Source organism: Erwinia tasmaniensis Et1/99, from assembly GCF_000026185.1.
Classification (GTDB): domain Bacteria; phylum Pseudomonadota; class Gammaproteobacteria; order Enterobacterales; family Enterobacteriaceae; genus Erwinia; species Erwinia tasmaniensis.
The window spans coordinates 3,536,800-3,553,816 of sequence record NC_010694.1 but is presented as its reverse complement, the minus strand read 5'-3'; the positions used below and the strand labels follow the sequence as shown (position 1 = coordinate 3,553,816).

At 56.7% G+C, this 17,017-nt stretch carries 21 protein-coding genes; 16 read left to right on the top strand and 5 right to left on the bottom strand.

The window, feature by feature from the left end; translation table 11 throughout:
* Positions 1-14: 14 nt before the first annotated feature.
* The 3 genes from ETA_RS17145 to ETA_RS17135 form a co-directional block, all read right to left on the bottom strand.
* Positions 15-884 (bottom strand): phosphoribulokinase, encoded by an 870-nt coding sequence (locus ETA_RS17145; protein ID WP_012442866.1) that lies wholly within the window; start codon positions 882-884, stop codon positions 15-17.
* A gap of 108 nt (positions 885-992) precedes the next feature.
* Complete coding sequence (locus ETA_RS17140; RefSeq protein WP_012442865.1) at positions 993-1,211, bottom strand: YheU family protein; 219 nt, start codon at positions 1,209-1,211, stop codon at positions 993-995.
* Complete coding sequence (locus tag ETA_RS17135; RefSeq protein WP_012442864.1) at positions 1,211-2,227, bottom strand: hydrolase; 1,017 nt, start codon at positions 2,225-2,227, stop codon at positions 1,211-1,213. Before ETA_RS17135 ends, ETA_RS17140 begins: the two co-directional genes overlap by 1 nt.
* Before the next feature lie 59 nt (positions 2,228-2,286).
* On the opposite strand from ETA_RS17135, the gene ETA_RS17130 reads away from it, so the two are divergent.
* The 5 genes from ETA_RS17130 to tauD all read left to right on the top strand — a co-directional run bounded on the left by ETA_RS17130 (position 2,287) and on the right by tauD (position 6,516).
* Positions 2,287-2,889 carry a LysE family translocator gene (locus ETA_RS17130; protein WP_012442863.1) on the top strand — a complete coding sequence of 201 codons (603 nt, stop codon included), beginning with the start codon at positions 2,287-2,289 and terminating at the stop codon, positions 2,887-2,889.
* 208 nt (positions 2,890-3,097) lie between these two features.
* On the top strand, positions 3,098-4,075 hold the full coding sequence (tauA, locus tag ETA_RS17125) for a taurine ABC transporter substrate-binding protein (RefSeq protein ID WP_012442862.1): 978 nt from the start codon (positions 3,098-3,100) through the stop codon (positions 4,073-4,075).
* A gap of 13 nt (positions 4,076-4,088) precedes the next feature.
* Entirely contained in the window at positions 4,089-4,856 is a 768-nt protein-coding gene (gene tauB, locus ETA_RS17120; RefSeq protein WP_012442861.1) for a taurine ABC transporter ATP-binding subunit, read from the top strand.
* On the top strand, positions 4,853-5,680 hold the full coding sequence (gene tauC, locus ETA_RS17115) for a taurine ABC transporter permease TauC (protein WP_012442860.1): 828 nt from the start codon (positions 4,853-4,855) through the stop codon (positions 5,678-5,680). The genes tauB and tauC overlap by 4 nt, the downstream gene beginning before the upstream one ends.
* Positions 5,677-6,516: a taurine dioxygenase gene (tauD, locus tag ETA_RS17110; RefSeq protein ID WP_012442859.1), complete on the top strand. Its 840-nt coding sequence runs from the start codon at positions 5,677-5,679 to the stop codon at positions 6,514-6,516. Before tauC ends, tauD begins: the two co-directional genes overlap by 4 nt.
* Before the next feature lie 632 nt (positions 6,517-7,148).
* On the opposite strand, the gene ETA_RS17105 is transcribed toward tauD, so the two are convergent.
* A complete protein-coding gene (locus ETA_RS17105; protein WP_012442858.1) occupies positions 7,149-9,050 on the bottom strand; it encodes an ABC transporter ATP-binding protein in 1,902 nt (633 codons plus the stop codon).
* A gap of 125 nt (positions 9,051-9,175) precedes the next feature.
* On the opposite strand from ETA_RS17105, the gene kefG reads away from it, so the two are divergent.
* The 4 genes from kefG to slyD all read left to right on the top strand — a co-directional run bounded on the left by kefG (position 9,176) and on the right by slyD (position 12,466).
* On the top strand, positions 9,176-9,727 hold the full coding sequence (gene kefG, locus ETA_RS17100; protein WP_042959189.1) for a glutathione-regulated potassium-efflux system ancillary protein KefG: 552 nt from the start codon (positions 9,176-9,178) through the stop codon (positions 9,725-9,727).
* Complete coding sequence (gene kefB / locus ETA_RS17095; RefSeq protein ID WP_012442856.1) at positions 9,728-11,533, top strand: glutathione-regulated potassium-efflux system protein KefB; 1,806 nt, start codon at positions 9,728-9,730, stop codon at positions 11,531-11,533.
* Positions 11,534-11,589: 56 nt separating this feature from the next.
* Positions 11,590-11,784: a YheV family putative zinc ribbon protein gene (locus ETA_RS17090; protein WP_012442855.1), complete on the top strand. Its 195-nt coding sequence runs from the start codon at positions 11,590-11,592 to the stop codon at positions 11,782-11,784.
* A gap of 139 nt (positions 11,785-11,923) precedes the next feature.
* Positions 11,924-12,466, top strand: coding sequence for a peptidylprolyl isomerase (gene slyD, locus ETA_RS17085; protein WP_012442854.1), 543 nt, complete (start codon positions 11,924-11,926; stop codon positions 12,464-12,466).
* Between the two features lie 111 nt (positions 12,467-12,577).
* On the opposite strand, the gene ETA_RS17080 is transcribed toward slyD, so the two are convergent.
* A complete protein-coding gene (locus ETA_RS17080) occupies positions 12,578-12,796 on the bottom strand; it encodes a protein SlyX (RefSeq protein ID WP_012442853.1) in 219 nt (72 codons plus the stop codon).
* A gap of 290 nt (positions 12,797-13,086) precedes the next feature.
* Here ETA_RS17080 and fkpA point away from each other — a divergent pair, with 290 nt between their 5' ends.
* The 7 genes from fkpA to rpsG all read left to right on the top strand — a co-directional run bounded on the left by fkpA (position 13,087) and on the right by rpsG (position 16,952).
* Positions 13,087-13,917: an FKBP-type peptidyl-prolyl cis-trans isomerase gene (gene fkpA, locus ETA_RS17075; protein WP_012442852.1), complete on the top strand. Its 831-nt coding sequence runs from the start codon at positions 13,087-13,089 to the stop codon at positions 13,915-13,917.
* Positions 13,918-14,121: 204 nt separating this feature from the next.
* The gene (locus tag ETA_RS17070) at positions 14,122-14,844 is read left to right on the top strand and encodes a helix-turn-helix transcriptional regulator (protein WP_042959188.1); all 723 of its coding nucleotides are present in this window, start codon (positions 14,122-14,124) and stop codon (positions 14,842-14,844) included.
* Entirely contained in the window at positions 14,844-15,230 is a 387-nt protein-coding gene (tusD, locus tag ETA_RS17065) for a sulfurtransferase complex subunit TusD (RefSeq protein ID WP_012442850.1), read from the top strand. Before ETA_RS17070 ends, tusD begins: the two co-directional genes overlap by 1 nt.
* Entirely contained in the window at positions 15,230-15,589 is a 360-nt protein-coding gene (tusC, locus tag ETA_RS17060) for a sulfurtransferase complex subunit TusC (RefSeq protein ID WP_012442849.1), read from the top strand. The genes tusD and tusC overlap by 1 nt, the downstream gene beginning before the upstream one ends.
* A 7-nt stretch (positions 15,590-15,596) precedes the next feature.
* The gene (gene tusB / locus ETA_RS17055) at positions 15,597-15,884 is read left to right on the top strand and encodes a sulfurtransferase complex subunit TusB (protein ID WP_012442848.1); all 288 of its coding nucleotides are present in this window, start codon (positions 15,597-15,599) and stop codon (positions 15,882-15,884) included.
* 126 nt (positions 15,885-16,010) lie between these two features.
* Positions 16,011-16,385, top strand: a complete 375-nt coding sequence (gene rpsL / locus ETA_RS17050) for a 30S ribosomal protein S12 (protein WP_003852912.1) — start codon at positions 16,011-16,013, stop codon at positions 16,383-16,385.
* Between the two features lie 96 nt (positions 16,386-16,481).
* Complete coding sequence (gene rpsG, locus ETA_RS17045; RefSeq protein ID WP_004160604.1) at positions 16,482-16,952, top strand: 30S ribosomal protein S7; 471 nt, start codon at positions 16,482-16,484, stop codon at positions 16,950-16,952.
* The last annotated feature ends 65 nt before the right edge of the window (positions 16,953-17,017 follow it).

Below are 17,017 nucleotides of genomic sequence, written 5' to 3'. Positions count from 1 at the left end.
TGAAGGAAAGAGCGTCAGCCGATGCTCTTTCCTTCCATCAATCGTTTTACCAGTGGCCCCATAATCAGCTCCATCGCCAGCCCCATTTTACCGCCCGGCACCACCAGGGTTTTGATATGTGAGATAAACGAACCTTGCAACATCGACAGTAAATAAGGGAAATCGATATCGTCCAGCCCCTGAAAGTGGATCACCACGAAGCTTTCATCCAGGGAAGGGATACCGCGCGCGGCAAACGGGTTGGAAGTGTCCACCGTCGGAACGCGCTGGAAGTTGATATGGGTGCGTGAAAACTGCGGAGTAATAAAGTTAATGTAGTCCTCCATGGATCGCACCACCGAGTCCATCACCGCTTCGCGCGAGTGGCCGCGTTCGCTGGTGTCGCGTACCAGCTTCTGGATCCATTCAAGGTTGACGATGGGCACCACGCCAACCAACAGATCGACGCTGTTCGCCACGTTATGTTGCGGTGTGACCACGCCGCCGTGCAGCCCCTCATAAAACAGCACATCGGTCGGCTCTGCCAGCGGCTGCCACGGCGTAAAGGTGCCTGGTACCTGTTTCCACGGCACGGCCTCATCATAGGTATGCAGATACTTGCGCGACTTGCCTGTGCCGCTGCGTCCATATTCGCTAAACGTGTGCTCCAGCAGCCCGAAATCATTCGCCTCCGGGCCAAAATAGCTGACGTGTTTGCCCATATCGCGCGCTTTGCGGATCGCCATATCCATTTCCGGGCGTGTAAATCGATGGAAGCTGTCCCCCTCGACTTCTGCTGCGCGCAGGTTCAGCTGCTGGAAAATCTTCCTGAATGCCAGGCTGGTGGTAGTGGTTCCTGCCCCGCTGGAGCCGGTAACGGCAATCACCGGATGTTTGGTCGACATGACGTACTACTCCCTGCAAAAAAAGGGTGGGGCTGCATTGGTAACATGATTTGGCGATCTTTGTTACCCATGCAGCGGGTAAAGCGCAGAAAAAGAGGCGGGTGCCGGTTAGTCGTGAAACTGTCCGCGCGGCATAATATTGACCGACTCGTGCAGTTCAGACCATACCAGCACCACCTCGCCGCTGCTAAGTTGACGACGCACATCGGCGACTTTCTGCTCCAGCGATCGTTCATGTTCGCCGTAATCGGTGCCCTCGCGCAGTACAAAGGATTCAATCAGGCTATCAAGCGTTGCAGGATCCAGTTCTTTCCAGGGAATAATCATCAGTTTTCCAGCCAGGGGGTGAGCCATTGCGGGATGCGCTGTTCCAGCCACATTTGTGGGCTGCGCAGCGTTCCGCCAACAAAACCGACGTGCCCGCCGTGCTGCGTCAGCTGATATTCAACATTCGGCGGCAGCAGGGCAGGGTCGGGGATCACGTCAGGAGTCATAAAAGGATCGTCCTGGGCGTGAATAATCAGCAGCGGCTTACGCACCTGCGGCAACAGCGGCAGGGCGCTGCATCGGCGGTAGTAGTCGCTGGCATCAATAAAGCCGTGGGCGCGTGCGGTAATGGCATTATCAAAATCGCGCAGCTGGCGCATGGATCCGAGCTGCGCCAGATTGACGGGCAGCGTGCCGGGCCAGGCGCGCAGTTTGCGCCGCGCATTCTGCTTCAGCAGGCCGAGCAGATAGCGCTGATAAACACGGGAAAAGCCCTGTTCCAGCCGCAGGCTACAGGGTTCCAGCATCAGCGGCGCGGAAACCGCGACCCCGGCATCCAGCAGGCAATCATCTCCCTGTTTGCCCATCAGGCAGGCCAGCATATTCCCCCCCAGCGAGATGCCGACGGCAGCGGTCGGCACTTCGCCCCATGCGTCGCGCAGCCACTGTAAAAAATAGCTGGCATCCTCAGTTTCGCCAGAATGATAGATACGGTTCAGGCGATTGGGCACGCCGCTACAGCCGCGAAAGTGCATCACCACCCCCAGCCAGCCGCGCGCTTTCCACGCCTGTAGCAGGCCGTGCGCATAGGGGCTGTGGAAGCTACCCTCCAGGCCGTGGAACAGCACCACACGCGGCTTGCTGCGCGCCTGGGCCGGGTTTTCGCTCCACGCCAGATCGATAAAATCGCCGTCCGGCAGCGTCAGGCGCTGCCAGTGCGGTTTCAGCGTCACGCGGCGGCGTACCAGACGCGGCAGGATGGTTTGCAGATGCGCATTGCTGGCTCCCGTCATCGGACGAAACGGGTTTTCAGCCGGACAATTAAAAATCATGTGGTCGGGGCTTGTAGGTTCCATAGCGCGCTGTTAGCTTCATCAGGTTGTTTATTTTTCCGGGGGTGAGAGGCACCCGTTTTATGGAACTGAGTCTGTTTTTATCCATGTTAGGTTTTCTCTGGGTCGCTGCCATTACGCCCGGCCCTAATAATATGTTACTCACCGCCTCTGGCGCGAATTTTGGTTTCTTGCGTTCTCTCAGTTTACTGGTTGGCATCATGATCGGTATGCAGGTCATGCTGCTGATGGTGGCGTTTGGCATTGGTGGACTGATCCTGCTTTATCCCTCTCTGCATCTCTTTCTCAAAGTGGCGGGTAGCGTTTATCTGCTGTGGCTGGCGTGGAAAATCGGTAGCGCCGAATATGAAAAGCTGGATACCGATAACCCCCCCGCCGCACAGATGCCTTTCTGGCAGGGCGGCCTGTTACAGCTGATCAATCCCAAAGCGTGGCTGATGGCGCTGGGGGCAGTTGCCAGCTTTAGCCTGGCGGGTGAAGCTTATCGCACCTCGGTGGTGGCTATCAGTATCGGTATGGCGCTGGTCAACGTGCTGTCCGGGCTTATCTGGCTGGCTTTTGGCACGCTGATTGGCCGTGTTTTGCGCAGCCGCCGCGCCTGGCGGCTGTTTAACCTGTTTATGGGCTTACTAACCGCGGCCTGTGTCCTGTTGATTTGGCACTAACTTACGCGTCGACTGCTATGGGGCGACGCGGTTTATTGCCCTAAAGGTTAGCGTGTGAAGCCACGTATTGCCGCTTTCCGGCAATCGAATGCACGAAAAGTACTAAGTAATTTTCGTTATAAAGAATAATTTTTAATTACTTTATAATAACTACCCCGCCCGGTTACAAAGGAGCTATTCAGCAGTAACACTTATTTCGGGGCGGGTTATGACGGCTAAATTTGCGGTTTCAATTCTGACGGCGGCGCTGTCGCTGACGGCGCTTAGCGTACAGGCGGTAGATGTTACCGTTGCGTATCAGACCTCGGCGGAGCCGGCGAAAGTGGCGCAGGCCGATGGCACCTTTGCCAAAGAGAGCGGGGCAAAGGTCGACTGGCGCAAATTCGACAGCGGATCGGGCGTGGTGCGAGCGCTGGCCTCCGGCGATGTGCAGATTGGCAATATCGGCTCCAGCCCGCTGGCCGTGGCCGCCAGCCAGCAGGTGCCGATTGAAGTCTTTCTGCTGGCCTCGCAGCTTGGCAGCTCAGAGGCGCTGGTGGTGAAAAAAGAGATTAATCATCCGCAAGATCTGATCGGCAAGCGTATCGCCGTCCCGTTTATGTCCACCACGCACTACAGCCTGCTGGCAGCACTCAAACACTGGGGCATCAAGCCCGAACAGGTACAGATTATTAACCTGCAGCCCCCGGCCATTGCCGCCGCCTGGCAGCGCGGTGATATTGACGGTGCCTACGTCTGGGCGCCCGCCGTTAACCAGCTGGAGAAAGAGGGCAGGGTGCTGACCGACTCTTCCCAGGTGGCTGAATGGGGCGCGCCAACGCTGGACGTCTGGGTGGTGCGCAAAGATTTCGCCGCAAAACATCCTGACGTGGTGAGCGCTTTCGCCCGCAGCGCGCTGGCCGCGCAAAAAACTTATCTTGATAATCCGCAGCAGTGGCTGAAGCAGGATGACTATCTTGGCAAGCTGTCGCGCCTGAGCGGCGTTCCCACCGCGCAGGTGCCCGCACTGGTGCAGGGCAATACCTATCTTAGCGCCGCTCAGCAGGTTGAACAGCTTAACGGCCCGGTGAACCAGGCGATTGTCGACACGGCTAATTTCTTGAAACAGCAGGGCAAGGTGCCGCAGGTGGCCAGCGATTACGGCAGCTTTGTTACCGACCGTTTCGTTAAACCTCTCGCACAGTAACAGGAGCACGCCGATGCTGTCAGTCTCTCATCTTCACGCCAGCTATGCAGGAAAGCTGGCATTACAGGATATCAATCTGTCGATCGACAGTGGTGAGCTGGTGGTGGTTCTCGGACCGTCTGGCTGTGGCAAAACCACGCTGCTGAACCTGATCGCCGGATTTATCCCGGCTGACGGTGGCAGTATCACGCTGGACGGGCGGCCGGTCACCGGGCCGGGTGCCGATCGCGGGGTGGTGTTTCAGCATGAGGGGCTGCTGCCATGGCGCAACGTGCTGGATAACGTCGCCTTTGGCCTACAGCTGGCCGGGGTAGAGAAAAACGAGCGCCGCGCCGTGGCGCGGCGCATGCTGAAAAAAGTGGGCCTGGAAGGGGCGGAGAAGCGTTTTATCTGGCAGCTTTCCGGCGGCATGCGCCAGCGCGTGGGCATTGCCAGAGCGCTGGCGGCCGATCCGCGCCTGCTGCTGCTGGACGAACCCTTTGGCGCACTGGATGCCTTTACCCGCGAGCAGATGCAGGAGCTGCTGCTGCGGCTGTGGCGTGACAGCGGCAAACAGATCCTGCTGATCACCCATGATATTGAAGAAGCGGTATTTCTTGCCAGCGAGCTGATCCTGCTGTCGCCGGGGCCGGGGCGCATCGTAGAACGTCTGGTACTGGACTTTGGTCGCCGCTATGCGGCCGGAGAGGCCTGCCGGGCGATAAAGTCCGACCCGGCATTTATTGAACGCCGTGAATATGTTCTTAGCCGGGTGTTTCAGCAGCGCGAGGTGTTCGCATGAGTTCACTGGTCAATGAGAAAACGCCGCCGCGTAAAGCGACACTGCGCTGGCCGCTGCCGCGCCAGCTGACCATCAGCCTGGCGACCCTGCTGGTGCTGCTGGCCGTCTGGTGGGCGGTGACCCGGCTCCAGCTGATCGCCCCGCTGTTCCTGCCCGCGCCGCAGCAGGTGTGGCACCAGCTGTTGACCATCGCCAGCCCGACCGGCTTTATGGATGCCACGCTATGGCAGCATCTTGCCGCCAGCCTGACGCGTATTGTGATTGCCCTGCTGGCTGCGGTGGTGATTGGCGTGCCGGTGGGGATTTTAATGGGCCTGAACGCTACGCTGCGCGGCATCCTCGATCCGCTGATTGAATTGTACCGCCCGGTGCCGCCGCTGGCCTATCTGCCGCTGATGGTTATCTGGTTCGGGATCGGCGAAACCTCGAAAATCTTACTGATTTATCTGGCCATTTTCGCGCCGGTGGCCATGTCGGCACTCGCCGGGGTGAAAAGCGCCCAGCAGGTGCGGCTGCGCGCCGCCCGGTCGCTGGGGGCAAGCCGCTGGCAGGTGCTGTGGTTTGTGGTGCTGCCAGGCGCGCTGCCGGAAATCCTCACCGGGGTGCGTATTGGCCTCGGCGTTGGCTGGTCGACGCTGGTGGCCGCAGAACTGATCGCCGCCACCCGTGGGCTGGGTTTTATGGTGCAGTCGGCCGGAGAGTTTTTGGCGACCGACGTGGTGCTGGCCGGTATCACGGTCATCGCCCTGATTGCTTTTGCGCTTGAGCTGGCGCTGCGGGCCTTACAACGCCGCTTAACCCCCTGGCATGGAGAACAACAATGAACGAACGTATTCGCATTCAGGCGCTGGGTCCGCATATCGGCGCACTGGTCAGTGATATCAACCTGAGCCGCCCGCTGAGCGACGCACAGTTTGAACAGCTTTATCACGCCCTGATCCGCCATCAGGTGCTGTTTCTACGCGATCAGCCGCTGACGCCGCATCAGCAGCGCCAGCTGGCGTCCCGCTTTGGCGATCTGCATATCCACCCGGTTTATCCTCATGCACCGGACGTGGAGGAGATTATCGTGCTGGATACTCACGACGATAACCCGCCGGATAACGACAACTGGCATACCGACGTGACCTTTATCGAAACGCCACCCGCAGGCGCTATTCTCGCCGCGAAGCAGCTGCCTGCCAGCGGAGGCGATACGCTGTGGGCCAGCGGCATTGCCGCATGGGATGCCCTATCCGCCCCGTTACAGGCGCTGCTTGATGGCCTACAGGGTGAGCATGATTTCAGAAAGTCGTTTCAGGAGTACAAATACCGCAGTAGTGCAGAGGAGCATCAGCGCTGGCAGCAGGCGGTGGCGAAAAACCCGCCGGTGCTGCATCCGGTGGTGCGTACCCATCCGGTCAGCGGCAAAAAAGCGTTGTTCGTCAATGAAGGCTTTACCACGCGGCTGATCGGGCTGAAGGAGAAGGAGAGCGATGCGCTGCTGAACTTCCTGTTTGCCCATATTACTAAACCCGATTTTCAGGTGCGCTGGCGCTGGCAGCAGGATGATGTGGCCATCTGGGATAACCGGGTAACCCAGCACTATGCGAATGCGGATTATCTGCCGCAGCGCCGTATTATGCATCGGGCTACTATTCTGGGCGATAAACCTTTCTAAGCTAAAATGTCCGTGGTGGGCTGCGACGGCGTTGCCGCGTTGTCTCGCGATGCTCACATACTGGTGTATGCTGCGCTCGCTCACCGCCTTGCGCCTTGTCTCGCTCCACCACGATCATTTTATCCGCGGTGTGGCGGGCTGCGACGGCGTTGCAGCAAAGCCTCGCGATGCTCACATACTGGTGTATGCTGCGCTCGCTCACCGCCTTGCGCCTTGTCTCGCTCCACCACGATCATTTTATCCGCGGTGTGGCGGGCTGCGACGGCGTTGCGGCGTTGTCTCGCGATGCTCACATACTAGTGTATGCTGCGTTCGCTCACCGCCTTGCGCCTTGTCTCGCTCCACCACGATCATTTTATCCGCGGTGTGGCGGGCTGCGACGGCGTTGCAGCAAAGCCTCGCGATGCTCACATACTGGTGTATGCTGCGCTCGCTCACCGCCTTGCGCCTTGTCTTGCTCCACCACGAGCATTTTATCCGCGGTGTGGTGGGCTGCGACGGCATTGCGGCGTTGTCTCGCGATGCTCACATACTGGTGTATGCTGCGTTCGCTCACCGCCTTGCGCCTTGTCTCGCTTCACCACGAGCATTTTATCCGCGGTGTGGCGGGCTTACGCCCACCCGTCCAGGCCTCAGGACGCCAGCATGGCTTCCAGCTGCTCCTGCGCTTCCAGCCACGCCATTTCGCACTCCTCCAGCGCTGATTTTGCCGTCGCCTGCTGTTGCAGCGCAGCGGTGAGATCGGCTTTACGCGCCTGTTCGTAGAGGGTTGCGTCTGACAACTTATCTTCCGCCTCGGCCAGTTGCACATTATGCTTTTCCATCAGCTTTTCCAGCTTCTCAAGCTGTTTGCGTAGCGGCTGCGTTTGGGTGCGCAGCTCGGCTTCGCGGCGCTTCTGATCTTTACGCGCCTGGGCGCTGTTGGCGCCGTCCGTTTTCGGCGCGGCATCGGCGGCGCTCTGACGTTGCAGATCGCTCAGCCACTGCTGGTAATCCTCCAAATCGCCGGCAAAGGGTTCGACCTTGCCGTCATGTACCAGGTAGAGATCGTCCGTGGTGGAACGCAGCAGGTGACGGTCATGCGATACCACCACCAGCGCGCCTTCAAAGTCGATCAGCGCTTCGGTTAGCGCCTGGCGCATATCCAGGTCAAGGTGGTTGGTGGGTTCATCCAGCAGCAGCAGGTTGGGGCGCTGCCAGACGATCAGCGCCAGCACCAGGCGTGCCTTTTCACCGCCGGAAAACCGCCGCGTTTCTTCGCTCACCTTGTCACCCTGGAAGCCGAAGCCGCCGAGATAATCGCGCAGCTGCTGCTCCAACACTTTCGGTGCCAGACGCACCAGATGTTGGATCGGGGACTCATCGGCGCGCAGAAACTCCAGCTGATGCTGCGCGAAGTAGCCGAGCTTAATGCCCTTCGCCAGCCCAATATCGCCCTGCAAGGGGGCAAGTTCGCCTGCCAGGAGCTTAATCAGCGTCGATTTACCGGCACCGTTGCGCCCCAGCAGACCAATGCGCGATCCCGGCACCAGATTGAGCTTGATGGAGTTGAGGATTTTACGCTCGCCGTAGCCGGCACTGACTTTCTCCATCTTCAGCAGCGGGTTTGGCAGGCTTTCCGGCTCGCGGAAGCTAAAGGTAAAGGGATTATCAACGTGCGCCGGGGCGATCAGCTCCATGCGCTCCAGCATTTTTATCCGGCTTTGGGCCTGCTTTGCCTTGCTGGCTTTGGCTTTAAAACGGTCGATAAAACTTTGCAGATGCGCCACTTTTTGTTGCTGATGCTCGAACATTGACTGCTGCTGCGACAGCTTGGTGGCGCGCTGAATTTCAAACGAGCTGTAGTTGCCGGTGTACTCGAAGATGGACTGCTGCTCGATGTGCAGGATCTTATCCACTACCGGATCGAGGAAGTCGCGGTCGTGCGAGATCAGGATCAGGGTACCGCTATAGCTTTTCAGCCAGCGCTCCAGCCAGATCACCGCATCAAGATCAAGGTGGTTGGTGGGTTCGTCTAGCAACAGTAGGTCAGAACGGCAGATCAGCGCCTGTGCCAGGTTCAGGCGCATGCGCCAGCCGCCGGAAAAATCGCTGACCGGACGCTGTAGCTGTTCCTGGCTGAAGCCCAGGCCGTCGAGCAGGCTGGCCGCGCGTGACTGAATAGTCCAGGCCTGTACCGCATCAAGTTTGCCGTGCAGCGTGGCAATGGCATGGCCATCGTTTATTTCATTGGCATGGGCTAATTCAGATTCCAGCTGACGAAATTCGCGGTCGCCATCGATAACATATTCAATGGCCGGCATATCCAGCGCCGGGGTTTCCTGATTCACCCATGCCAGCGACCAGTTTCCCGGATAGCTGTAGCTGCCCGCATCGGCGCTTATCTCGTTTTTTAGCAGCGCCAGCAGGGTGGATTTACCGCAGCCGTTTTTACCCACCAGACCAACCTTCTGGCCGGGGTTGATCGTCGCCGTGGCGTTGTCCAGCAGGACGCGGACACCGCGACGAATTTGTAACGAGGAGAATACAATCATAAGCGCCGTCAGTTCAGAGTATGTTAAATTAAGCCATCATAATCAGTATTTCGGAATCCAGCGTTCCGTTGCGTCGAGCATGGTAGCGGAAATCGCCCGCCGTGACGACGATTTGGAGGGGAATGATGTCGCAACCGCCTAAAGTCCTGCTGTTGTATGCCCACCCGGAGTCTCAGGATTCGATTGCCAATCGCGTTTTGCTACAGCCAGCCCGCCATGCGCAGCATGTGACGGTTCATGACCTGTATGCGCACTATCCGGATTTTTTTATCGATATTCACCACGAGCAGCAGCTGCTGCGTGAACATCAAATTATTGTGTTTCAGCACCCGCTGTATACCTACAGCTGTCCCGCTTTATTAAAAGAGTGGCTGGATCGCGTGCTGTCACGCGGCTTCGCCAGCGGGCCGGGCGGTAACGAGCTGGAAGGAAAATATTGGCGCAGCGTGATTACCACCGGAGAGCCTGAGGCGGCCTATCATCAGCAAGGGCTGAATCGCTATCCGATGTCGGACATCATGCGGCCTTTCGAGCTAACGGCGCAGATGTGCCGCATGCACTGGATGACCCCGATGATTATCTACTGGGCGCGGCGTCAAAGCGCTGAAACGATGAAACACTATGCCCGCGCCTACGGCGACTGGCTGGAAAATCCGCTGCCACACGGAGGAGTTTAGATGGAAGGACAAAGCCTCCTGATGGCGGGCCTGTTATATCTTTGCGCAGCGGTGATTGCGGTGCCGCTCGCCGCTCGCCTCGGCATTGGTGCGGTTTTGGGCTACCTGCTGGCGGGTATCGCTATCGGCCCCTGGGGCCTGGGCTTTATCAGCGATGTGCAGGAGATCCTGCATTTTTCCGAGCTGGGCGTGGTGTTCCTGATGTTTATCATCGGTCTGGAGCTGAAGCCGTCCAAGCTGTGGGAGCTGCGGCGCTCTATTTTTGGCGTCGGTGCCGCCCAGGTGCTGCTCAGCGCTGCCGTGCTGGGCGGATTGTTATGGCTGACTGATTTTTCTTGGCAGGCGGCGATCATTGGCGGGATTGGCCTGGCGATGTCCTCGACCGCGATGGCGCTGCAATTGATGCGGGACAAAGCCATGAACCGTAACGAGTCAGGCCAGCTGGGCTTCTCGGTGCTGCTGTTCCAGGATTTGGCGGTGATCCCCGCGCTGGCGCTGGTGCCGCTGCTGGCGGGCAGCGACAGCGGCCATACCGACTGGATGAAGCTGGGCATGAAGGTGCTGGCGTTCGCTGGAATGCTGGTCGGTGGGCGTTACCTGCTGCGGCCGATTTTCCGTTTTATTGCCGCTTCGGGCGTACGTGAAGTGTTTACCGCCGCCGCGCTGCTGTTGGTTTTAGGCTCCGCGCTGTTTATGGAGGCGCTCGGGCTGTCGATGGCGCTGGGCACCTTTATCGCCGGTATTTTGCTGGCGGAAAGCGAATATCGCCACGAGCTGGAAATCGCCATCGATCCGTTTAAAGGGCTGCTGCTCGGCCTGTTCTTTATTTCGGTCGGTATGGCGCTGAATCTTGGCGTGCTCTATACCCATATTCTTGAAATACTGGCCGGGGTGGTGATGCTGGTGACGGTGAAAACCGCCGTGCTGTATCTGCTGGCGCGTATTTACGGCCTGCGCAGCTCGGAGCGCCTGCAGTTTTCCGGCGTGCTCAGCCAGGGGGGAGAATTCGCCTTCGTACTGTTCTCGGCGGCATCGTCTACCAGCCTGTTTAGTGGCGACCAGATGCCGCTGCTGCTGGTGACGGTCACGTTGTCGATGATGACCACCCCTCTGCTGATGCAGGGCGTGGATAAGATTCTCAAACACCGCTTTAACGAGGTGGATGACAGTCAGGAGAAGCCGTTTGTCGAAGACGATAAGCCGCAGGTGATCGTGGTCGGATTTGGTCGTTTTGGACAGGTGGTGGCGCGTCTACTGATGGCCAATGAAAAGCGCATTACGGTGCTGGAGCGCGATATTAGTGCGGTCAGCCTGATGCGCAGCTATGGCTATAAAGTCTATTACGGCGATGCTACCCAGCTGGAGCTGTTGCGCGCGGCCGGGGCGGAAACCGCCCAGTCGCTGGTCATCGCCTGTAATGGCCCGGAAGATGCCATGGCGATTGTCCACCTGTGCCAGCAGCATTTTCCGCACCTGCAGATTCTGGCGCGCGCCCGTGGGCGTGTGGAGGCCCATGAGCTGCTTCAGGCCGGCGTGACCCAGTTCTCACGCGAAACCTTCAGCAGTGCCCTGGAGCTGGGGCGCAAAACGTTAATGTCGCTGGGAATGCACCCTCATCAGGCGTTTCGTGCCCAGCAGCATTTCCGCCGCCTGGATATGCGTATGCTGCGTGCGCTGATGCCGAATCATGGCGACAGCCAGCAAATCTCACGTGTTAAAGAGGCGCGCCGCGAGCTGGAAGACATCTTCCAGGCCGAGTTGCGTCACGAGAAGCGCCAGTTTGACGGCTGGGATGAGGCCGATTAATTCACTACATGGACGGCGGCGTGTTGCACACGGCCGAACCGTCATCTGGAACCATTATGCGTAAACGTTTTATTGCCGGGGCCGTCTGTCCGAAGTGCCAGGCAAAAGATACCCTTGCCCTGTGGCGGGAAAATAATGTGGACGTGGTCGAGTGCGTCAAGTGCGGGCATCAGATGCGAGAAGCCGATAAACAGGCGCGTGAACAGGTGCGTAGCCATGAGCAGGTGATTGGCATTTTTCATCCTGAGTAACGTCTGAGCGCAGCTTTTTTTACGCCTTAGCGTACAGCGGCATTGAAATTCGTTACAATTGGCGCCACTTAGACCCTGTAGGCTGATTCAATGCAGCCAGAAAATTCAGGGCTCAAGCCCTCAACGGTTAGGAGTAATCATGAAAGTAGCAAAAGACCTCGTGGTCAGCCTGGCATATCAGGTGCGTACAGAAGACGGTGTGTTGGTTGATGAGTCTCCGGTCAGTGCACCGCTGGACTACCTGCACGGTCATGGTTCCCTGATTTCAGGACTGGAAAAAGCGCTGGAAGATCATGTGGTCGGCGACAAGTTTGATGTGAATATTGCCTCAAACGATGCCTACGGTCCTTATGATGACAATCTGGTTCAGCGCGTACCTAAAGACGTCTTTATGGGCGTGGACGAACTGCAGGTTGGCATGCGCTTCCTGGCAGAGACCGATCAGGGTCCGGTGCCGGTTGAAATTACTGAAGTGGAAGATGAGCACGTCGTGGTTGATGGTAACCATATGCTGGCGGGCCAGAACCTGAACTTCAACGTGGAAGTGATGGGTATCCGCGAAGCCACCGAAGAAGAACTGGCTCATGGCCACGTTCACGGTGAGAACGATCACCACCACGATCATGACCATGAACACGGTCAGGGTGGGTGTGGTACCGGCGGCTGTGGTTGCAGCCACTGATATCTTGCTAAAGAGACATAAGGCCACCCTCGGGTGGCCTTTGTTTTTTCTCGGCTGCCTGTTGTGATGCAAAACGCAAGAAAACAGCATGGCACGGTACTGAAACCGGCCTCAATAGTGAGGAGGGGGCGTCTCTTCCGACTGGGAAGCAATCATCGACGGCGCAGCGGCTTTCAGCTTATCGGTGAGCAGTCGCATCTGTTCGCGCAGGCGGGCCATTTCCAGTTCATGTTGCACTACCGTCAGGTTTAACTCCTCGATGGTATGTTCCTGAAACGCCAGCTTACTCTCCAGCATGTCCAGCCTGTGTTCCCACTGCGTATATTGCATTTTGTTTCCTCTTGTTACTGCCCGTTTAGCGCTAACGGTGTGATTTGTCTGATTCTAGCGGTAAACAGCAGGCGAAAGTAGGCGAGATGGCGTAGATTTGCTTGCAGAGGTTGAAAACCTGCTTTGCTGACACCATTGAGGGTGATGAAACTTTCGGAACATCTCGTGGTCGGAAATTAACTTCGCATTTTTATGGCGAGATTGTTTCGTTATCTTGCAACCGTTTATATTACAGGCCGCTGGTCTGCACACGATTTCCGAGGTGAGACGCTTCGGTTTTGGAGAAATGGATGAAATCACTGTTAAAAATCACATTGTTAGCTACCACGATGGCCGCCGCGCTGAATGCACCGCTGGCAATGGCTGCAGAAGCCGCCGCGCCGGCAGCAGCACCGCAGCAGCAGGCTCCGAAGAATGCCGCATTCAAAGATGATAACCAGCAGTCTGCTTACGCGCTGGGTGCATCTCTGGGGCGCTATATGGAGAACTCCCTGAAGGAACAGGAAAAACTGGGTATCGCTTTGGATAAAGCTCAGCTTATCGCCGGTGTTCAGGATGCGTTTGCTGGCAAAAGCAAACTTTCTGACAAGGAAGTTGAGCAAACGCTGCAATCGTTTGAAGCGCGCGTGAAGGGTGCTGCTCAGGCGAAGATGGAAAAAGACGCGACGGAAAACGCCAGCAAAGGTGAGGCCTATGCGGCTAAATTCGCCAAAGAGAAAGGCGTGAAGAAGACGGAAAGCGGTCTGCTTTACCAGGTAGCGAAGGAAGGCACGGGCGAAGTGCCTAAAGATATCGACACCGTTGTGGTTAACTACAAAGGTACCCTGATTGACGGTAAAGAGTTTGATAACTCTTATACTCGTGGCGAGCCGCTGTCGTTCCGTCTTGACGGTGTGATCCCTGGCTGGACTGAAGGTCTGAAGCACGTTAAGAAAGGCGGAAAAATCAAGCTGGTGATCCCACCAAACCTGGCTTACGGTAAAAACGGCGTGCCGGGGATCCCGGTGAACTCCACTCTGGTATTCGACGTGGAGCTGCTTGATATCAAGCCTGCCGCCAAAGAGGATGCCCAGCCGGCTGCACCTGCACCTGCCGCTGGCGACGAGAAAGCGAAGAAATAATCCGCCAACCGCCACCTGCGGGTGGCGGTGTTATTCCCCGATCTTTCTCTCTGATTACCCCACTTTTATGCGTTAAGCCGTATTTCCATACAAAGGTCATACACGCTTTTCCGTTATTTGCTAAACTTCCCGGCGTGCATTTTAATCATCATGAGTCTGGTCTGGCGCCCCGTGGCAGGCTCTTGTCAAAGGGTGGTGTCGTTCATGTCCAATTCACTTCTTTCCGGCGATATGGCAGAGTCTGAGCTGTTAGAGCAGCGCCCGTTTATGCCCGGCGACTTTGAAATTCTTAAATCCTACGAAGCTGTCGTCGATGGTCTTGCCATGCTGATTGGCTCGCATTGTGAAATCGTCCTGCACTCGCTGGAAGACCTCAAATGTTCTGCGGTACGCATTGCCAACGGTGAACATACCGGGCGTAAAATCGGCTCACCGATTACCGATTTGGCGTTACGCATGCTGCATGATATGACCGGTGCGGACAGTAATGTTTCGCGGACCTACTTTACCCGCGCGAAAAGCGGCGTGCTGATGAAGTCCGTGACAATCGCGATTCGCAACCACGATCGCCGGGTGATTGGCCTGCTGTGCATCAATATCAACCTTGATGTGCCGTTTTCTCAGGTCATGGCCACCTTTATGCCGCCGGAAACTCAGGAAATCGCTTCTGCGGTCAACTTCGCTTCTTCGGTAGAGGACCTGGTGATGCAAGCGCTGGAATTCACCATTGAAGAAGTGAGCGCGGATCGTAACGTTTCCAACAATGCTAAAAATCGCCAGATTGTTCTTAATCTGTACGAGAAAGGCATTTTTGATATCAAAGATGCCATCAACCAGGTTGCCGAGCGCCTCGATATTTCTAAACACACGGTTTATCTCTATATTCGCCAGTTCAAAAATGACGATTTTCATGGGCAGGAGAAATAATGCGCTTTTGCCTGATGGTCACCGGCCCCGCCTATGGTTCGCAGCATGCCAGCAGTGCCTGGCTGTTTGCCCGTGAGCTGCTGGCGCAGGGGCATAGTGTGGAAAGCGTCTTCTTTTATCGTGAGGGCGTACTGAACGCCAGTGAGCTGACTGCTCCCGCCAGCGATGAGGTCGACATGACCCGGAACTGGCAGCAGCTGCATCAACAGCATGGTGTGGCGCTCAACGTATGCGTCGCTGCGGCATTGCGTCGCGGCGTGAGCGATAAGCAGGAGGCGGCGAATCTGGGTCTGGCAGCGGCTAACCTTGCCGAAGGCTTTCAGCTCACCGGGCTGGGGGCATTGGCTGAAGCCGCGCTCAGCTGCGATCGACTGGTACAATTCTAATGACATCCATTGCTTTCGTTTTCACCCAGGGGCCGCATGGCTCGAGCGCCGGGCGTGAAGGTCTGGACGCCGTACTGGCAACGTCGGCCCTTAGCGATGAGATCGCCCTATTTTTTGTCAGTGACGGTGTGCTGCAATTAACCTGTGGGCAGGATCCTCAGCGCGTCCTGGCACGCAACTACATCGCCACCTTCGGCGTTTTACCTCTGTATGACGTTGAGCGCTGTTATATCTGCGCAGCATCGCTGGCCGAGAGGGGCATCGCCGTCGAGTCGCTGCGCGTACTGCCGGCCGACGTACTGTCTGCGCAGGCGCTGCGTATGACGTTGAATAACTATGACCGTGTGATGACCTTCTGAGGACAATATGCTGCATACCCTGATGACATCGCCGTTTCGCTGCGATCTCTCCGCCATACTCAGGCTACTGGCCGCGGGAGATGATGTTTTGCTATTACAGGATGGGGTCATCGCCGCACTTGACGGTAGCGCGCCCCTTGAAGCGCTGCTGAAAGCCCCCATTAATCTGTATGTGCTGAAGGAAGATCTCGAAGCGCGAGGACTTCTTGCTCAAATTTCACCCAGGGCGACGGTGGTAGGCTATACTGACTTTATTCAGCTGGCGGTGCGAAATCCGCAACAAATGGCCTGGTGACGACGGTAATCCTGGTTATTTCTTGACTCTTTTTCAGCTCAGCCCTAAAATTCTGCGGCCTCGTGATTCTACGAGGCGATTTATTACGTGTTTACGAAGCAAAAGCTAAATCCCAGGAGCTATTTAATGGCAACAGTTAACCAGCTGGTTCGCAAACCACGCGTACGCAAAGTTGCAAAGAGCAACGTGCCTGCGCTGGAAGCCTGCCCGCAGAAACGTGGTGTATGTACTCGTGTATACACTACTACCCCTAAAAAACCGAACTCCGCACTGCGTAAAGTATGTCGTGTTCGTTTGACCAACGGTTTTGAAGTCACCTCCTACATCGGTGGTGAAGGTCACAACCTGCAGGAACACTCCGTGATCCTGATCCGTGGCGGTCGTGTAAAAGACTTGCCAGGTGTGCGTTACCACACCGTCCGTGGCGCGCTGGACTGCTCAGGTGTTAAAGACCGTAAGCAGGCTCGCTCCAAGTACGGCGTGAAGAAGCCAAAGGCTTAATGGTTCTCCGTTAAGTAAGGCCAAACGTTTTAACTTAAATGTCATAATAAACTCATAGAGTTTTGGACAATCCTGAATTAACAACGGAGTATTCCTATGCCACGTCGTCGCGTCATTGGTCAGCGTAAAATTCTGCCAGATCCTAAGTTCGGATCAGAGCTGCTGGCCAAATTCGTAAACATCCTGATGGTAGATGGTAAAAAATCTACTGCTGAAACTATCGTTTATAACGCGCTGGAGACCCTGGCTCAGCGTTCTGGTAAAAACGAGCTGGAAGCATTTGAAGTAGCCCTGGACAATGTCCGCCCAACCGTGGAAGTTAAATCCCGTCGCGTTGGTGGTTCTACTTATCAGGTACCAGTTGAAGTCCGTCCGGTTCGTCGTAATGCCCTGGCAATGCGTTGGATCGTTGAAGCTGCTCGTAAACGCGGTGATAAATCTATGGCTCTGCGCCTGGCGAACGAACTTTCTGATGCTGCAGAAAACAAAGGCACTGCAGTGAAGAAACGTGAAGACGTTCACCGTATGGCCGAAGCCAACAAGGCGTTCGCTCACTACCGCTGGTAACAGCTCTGTAGTTGTTATTAACCCAGCGGGCGTTCAAGTAGCCAACCCGCTGGGATTTACTAACT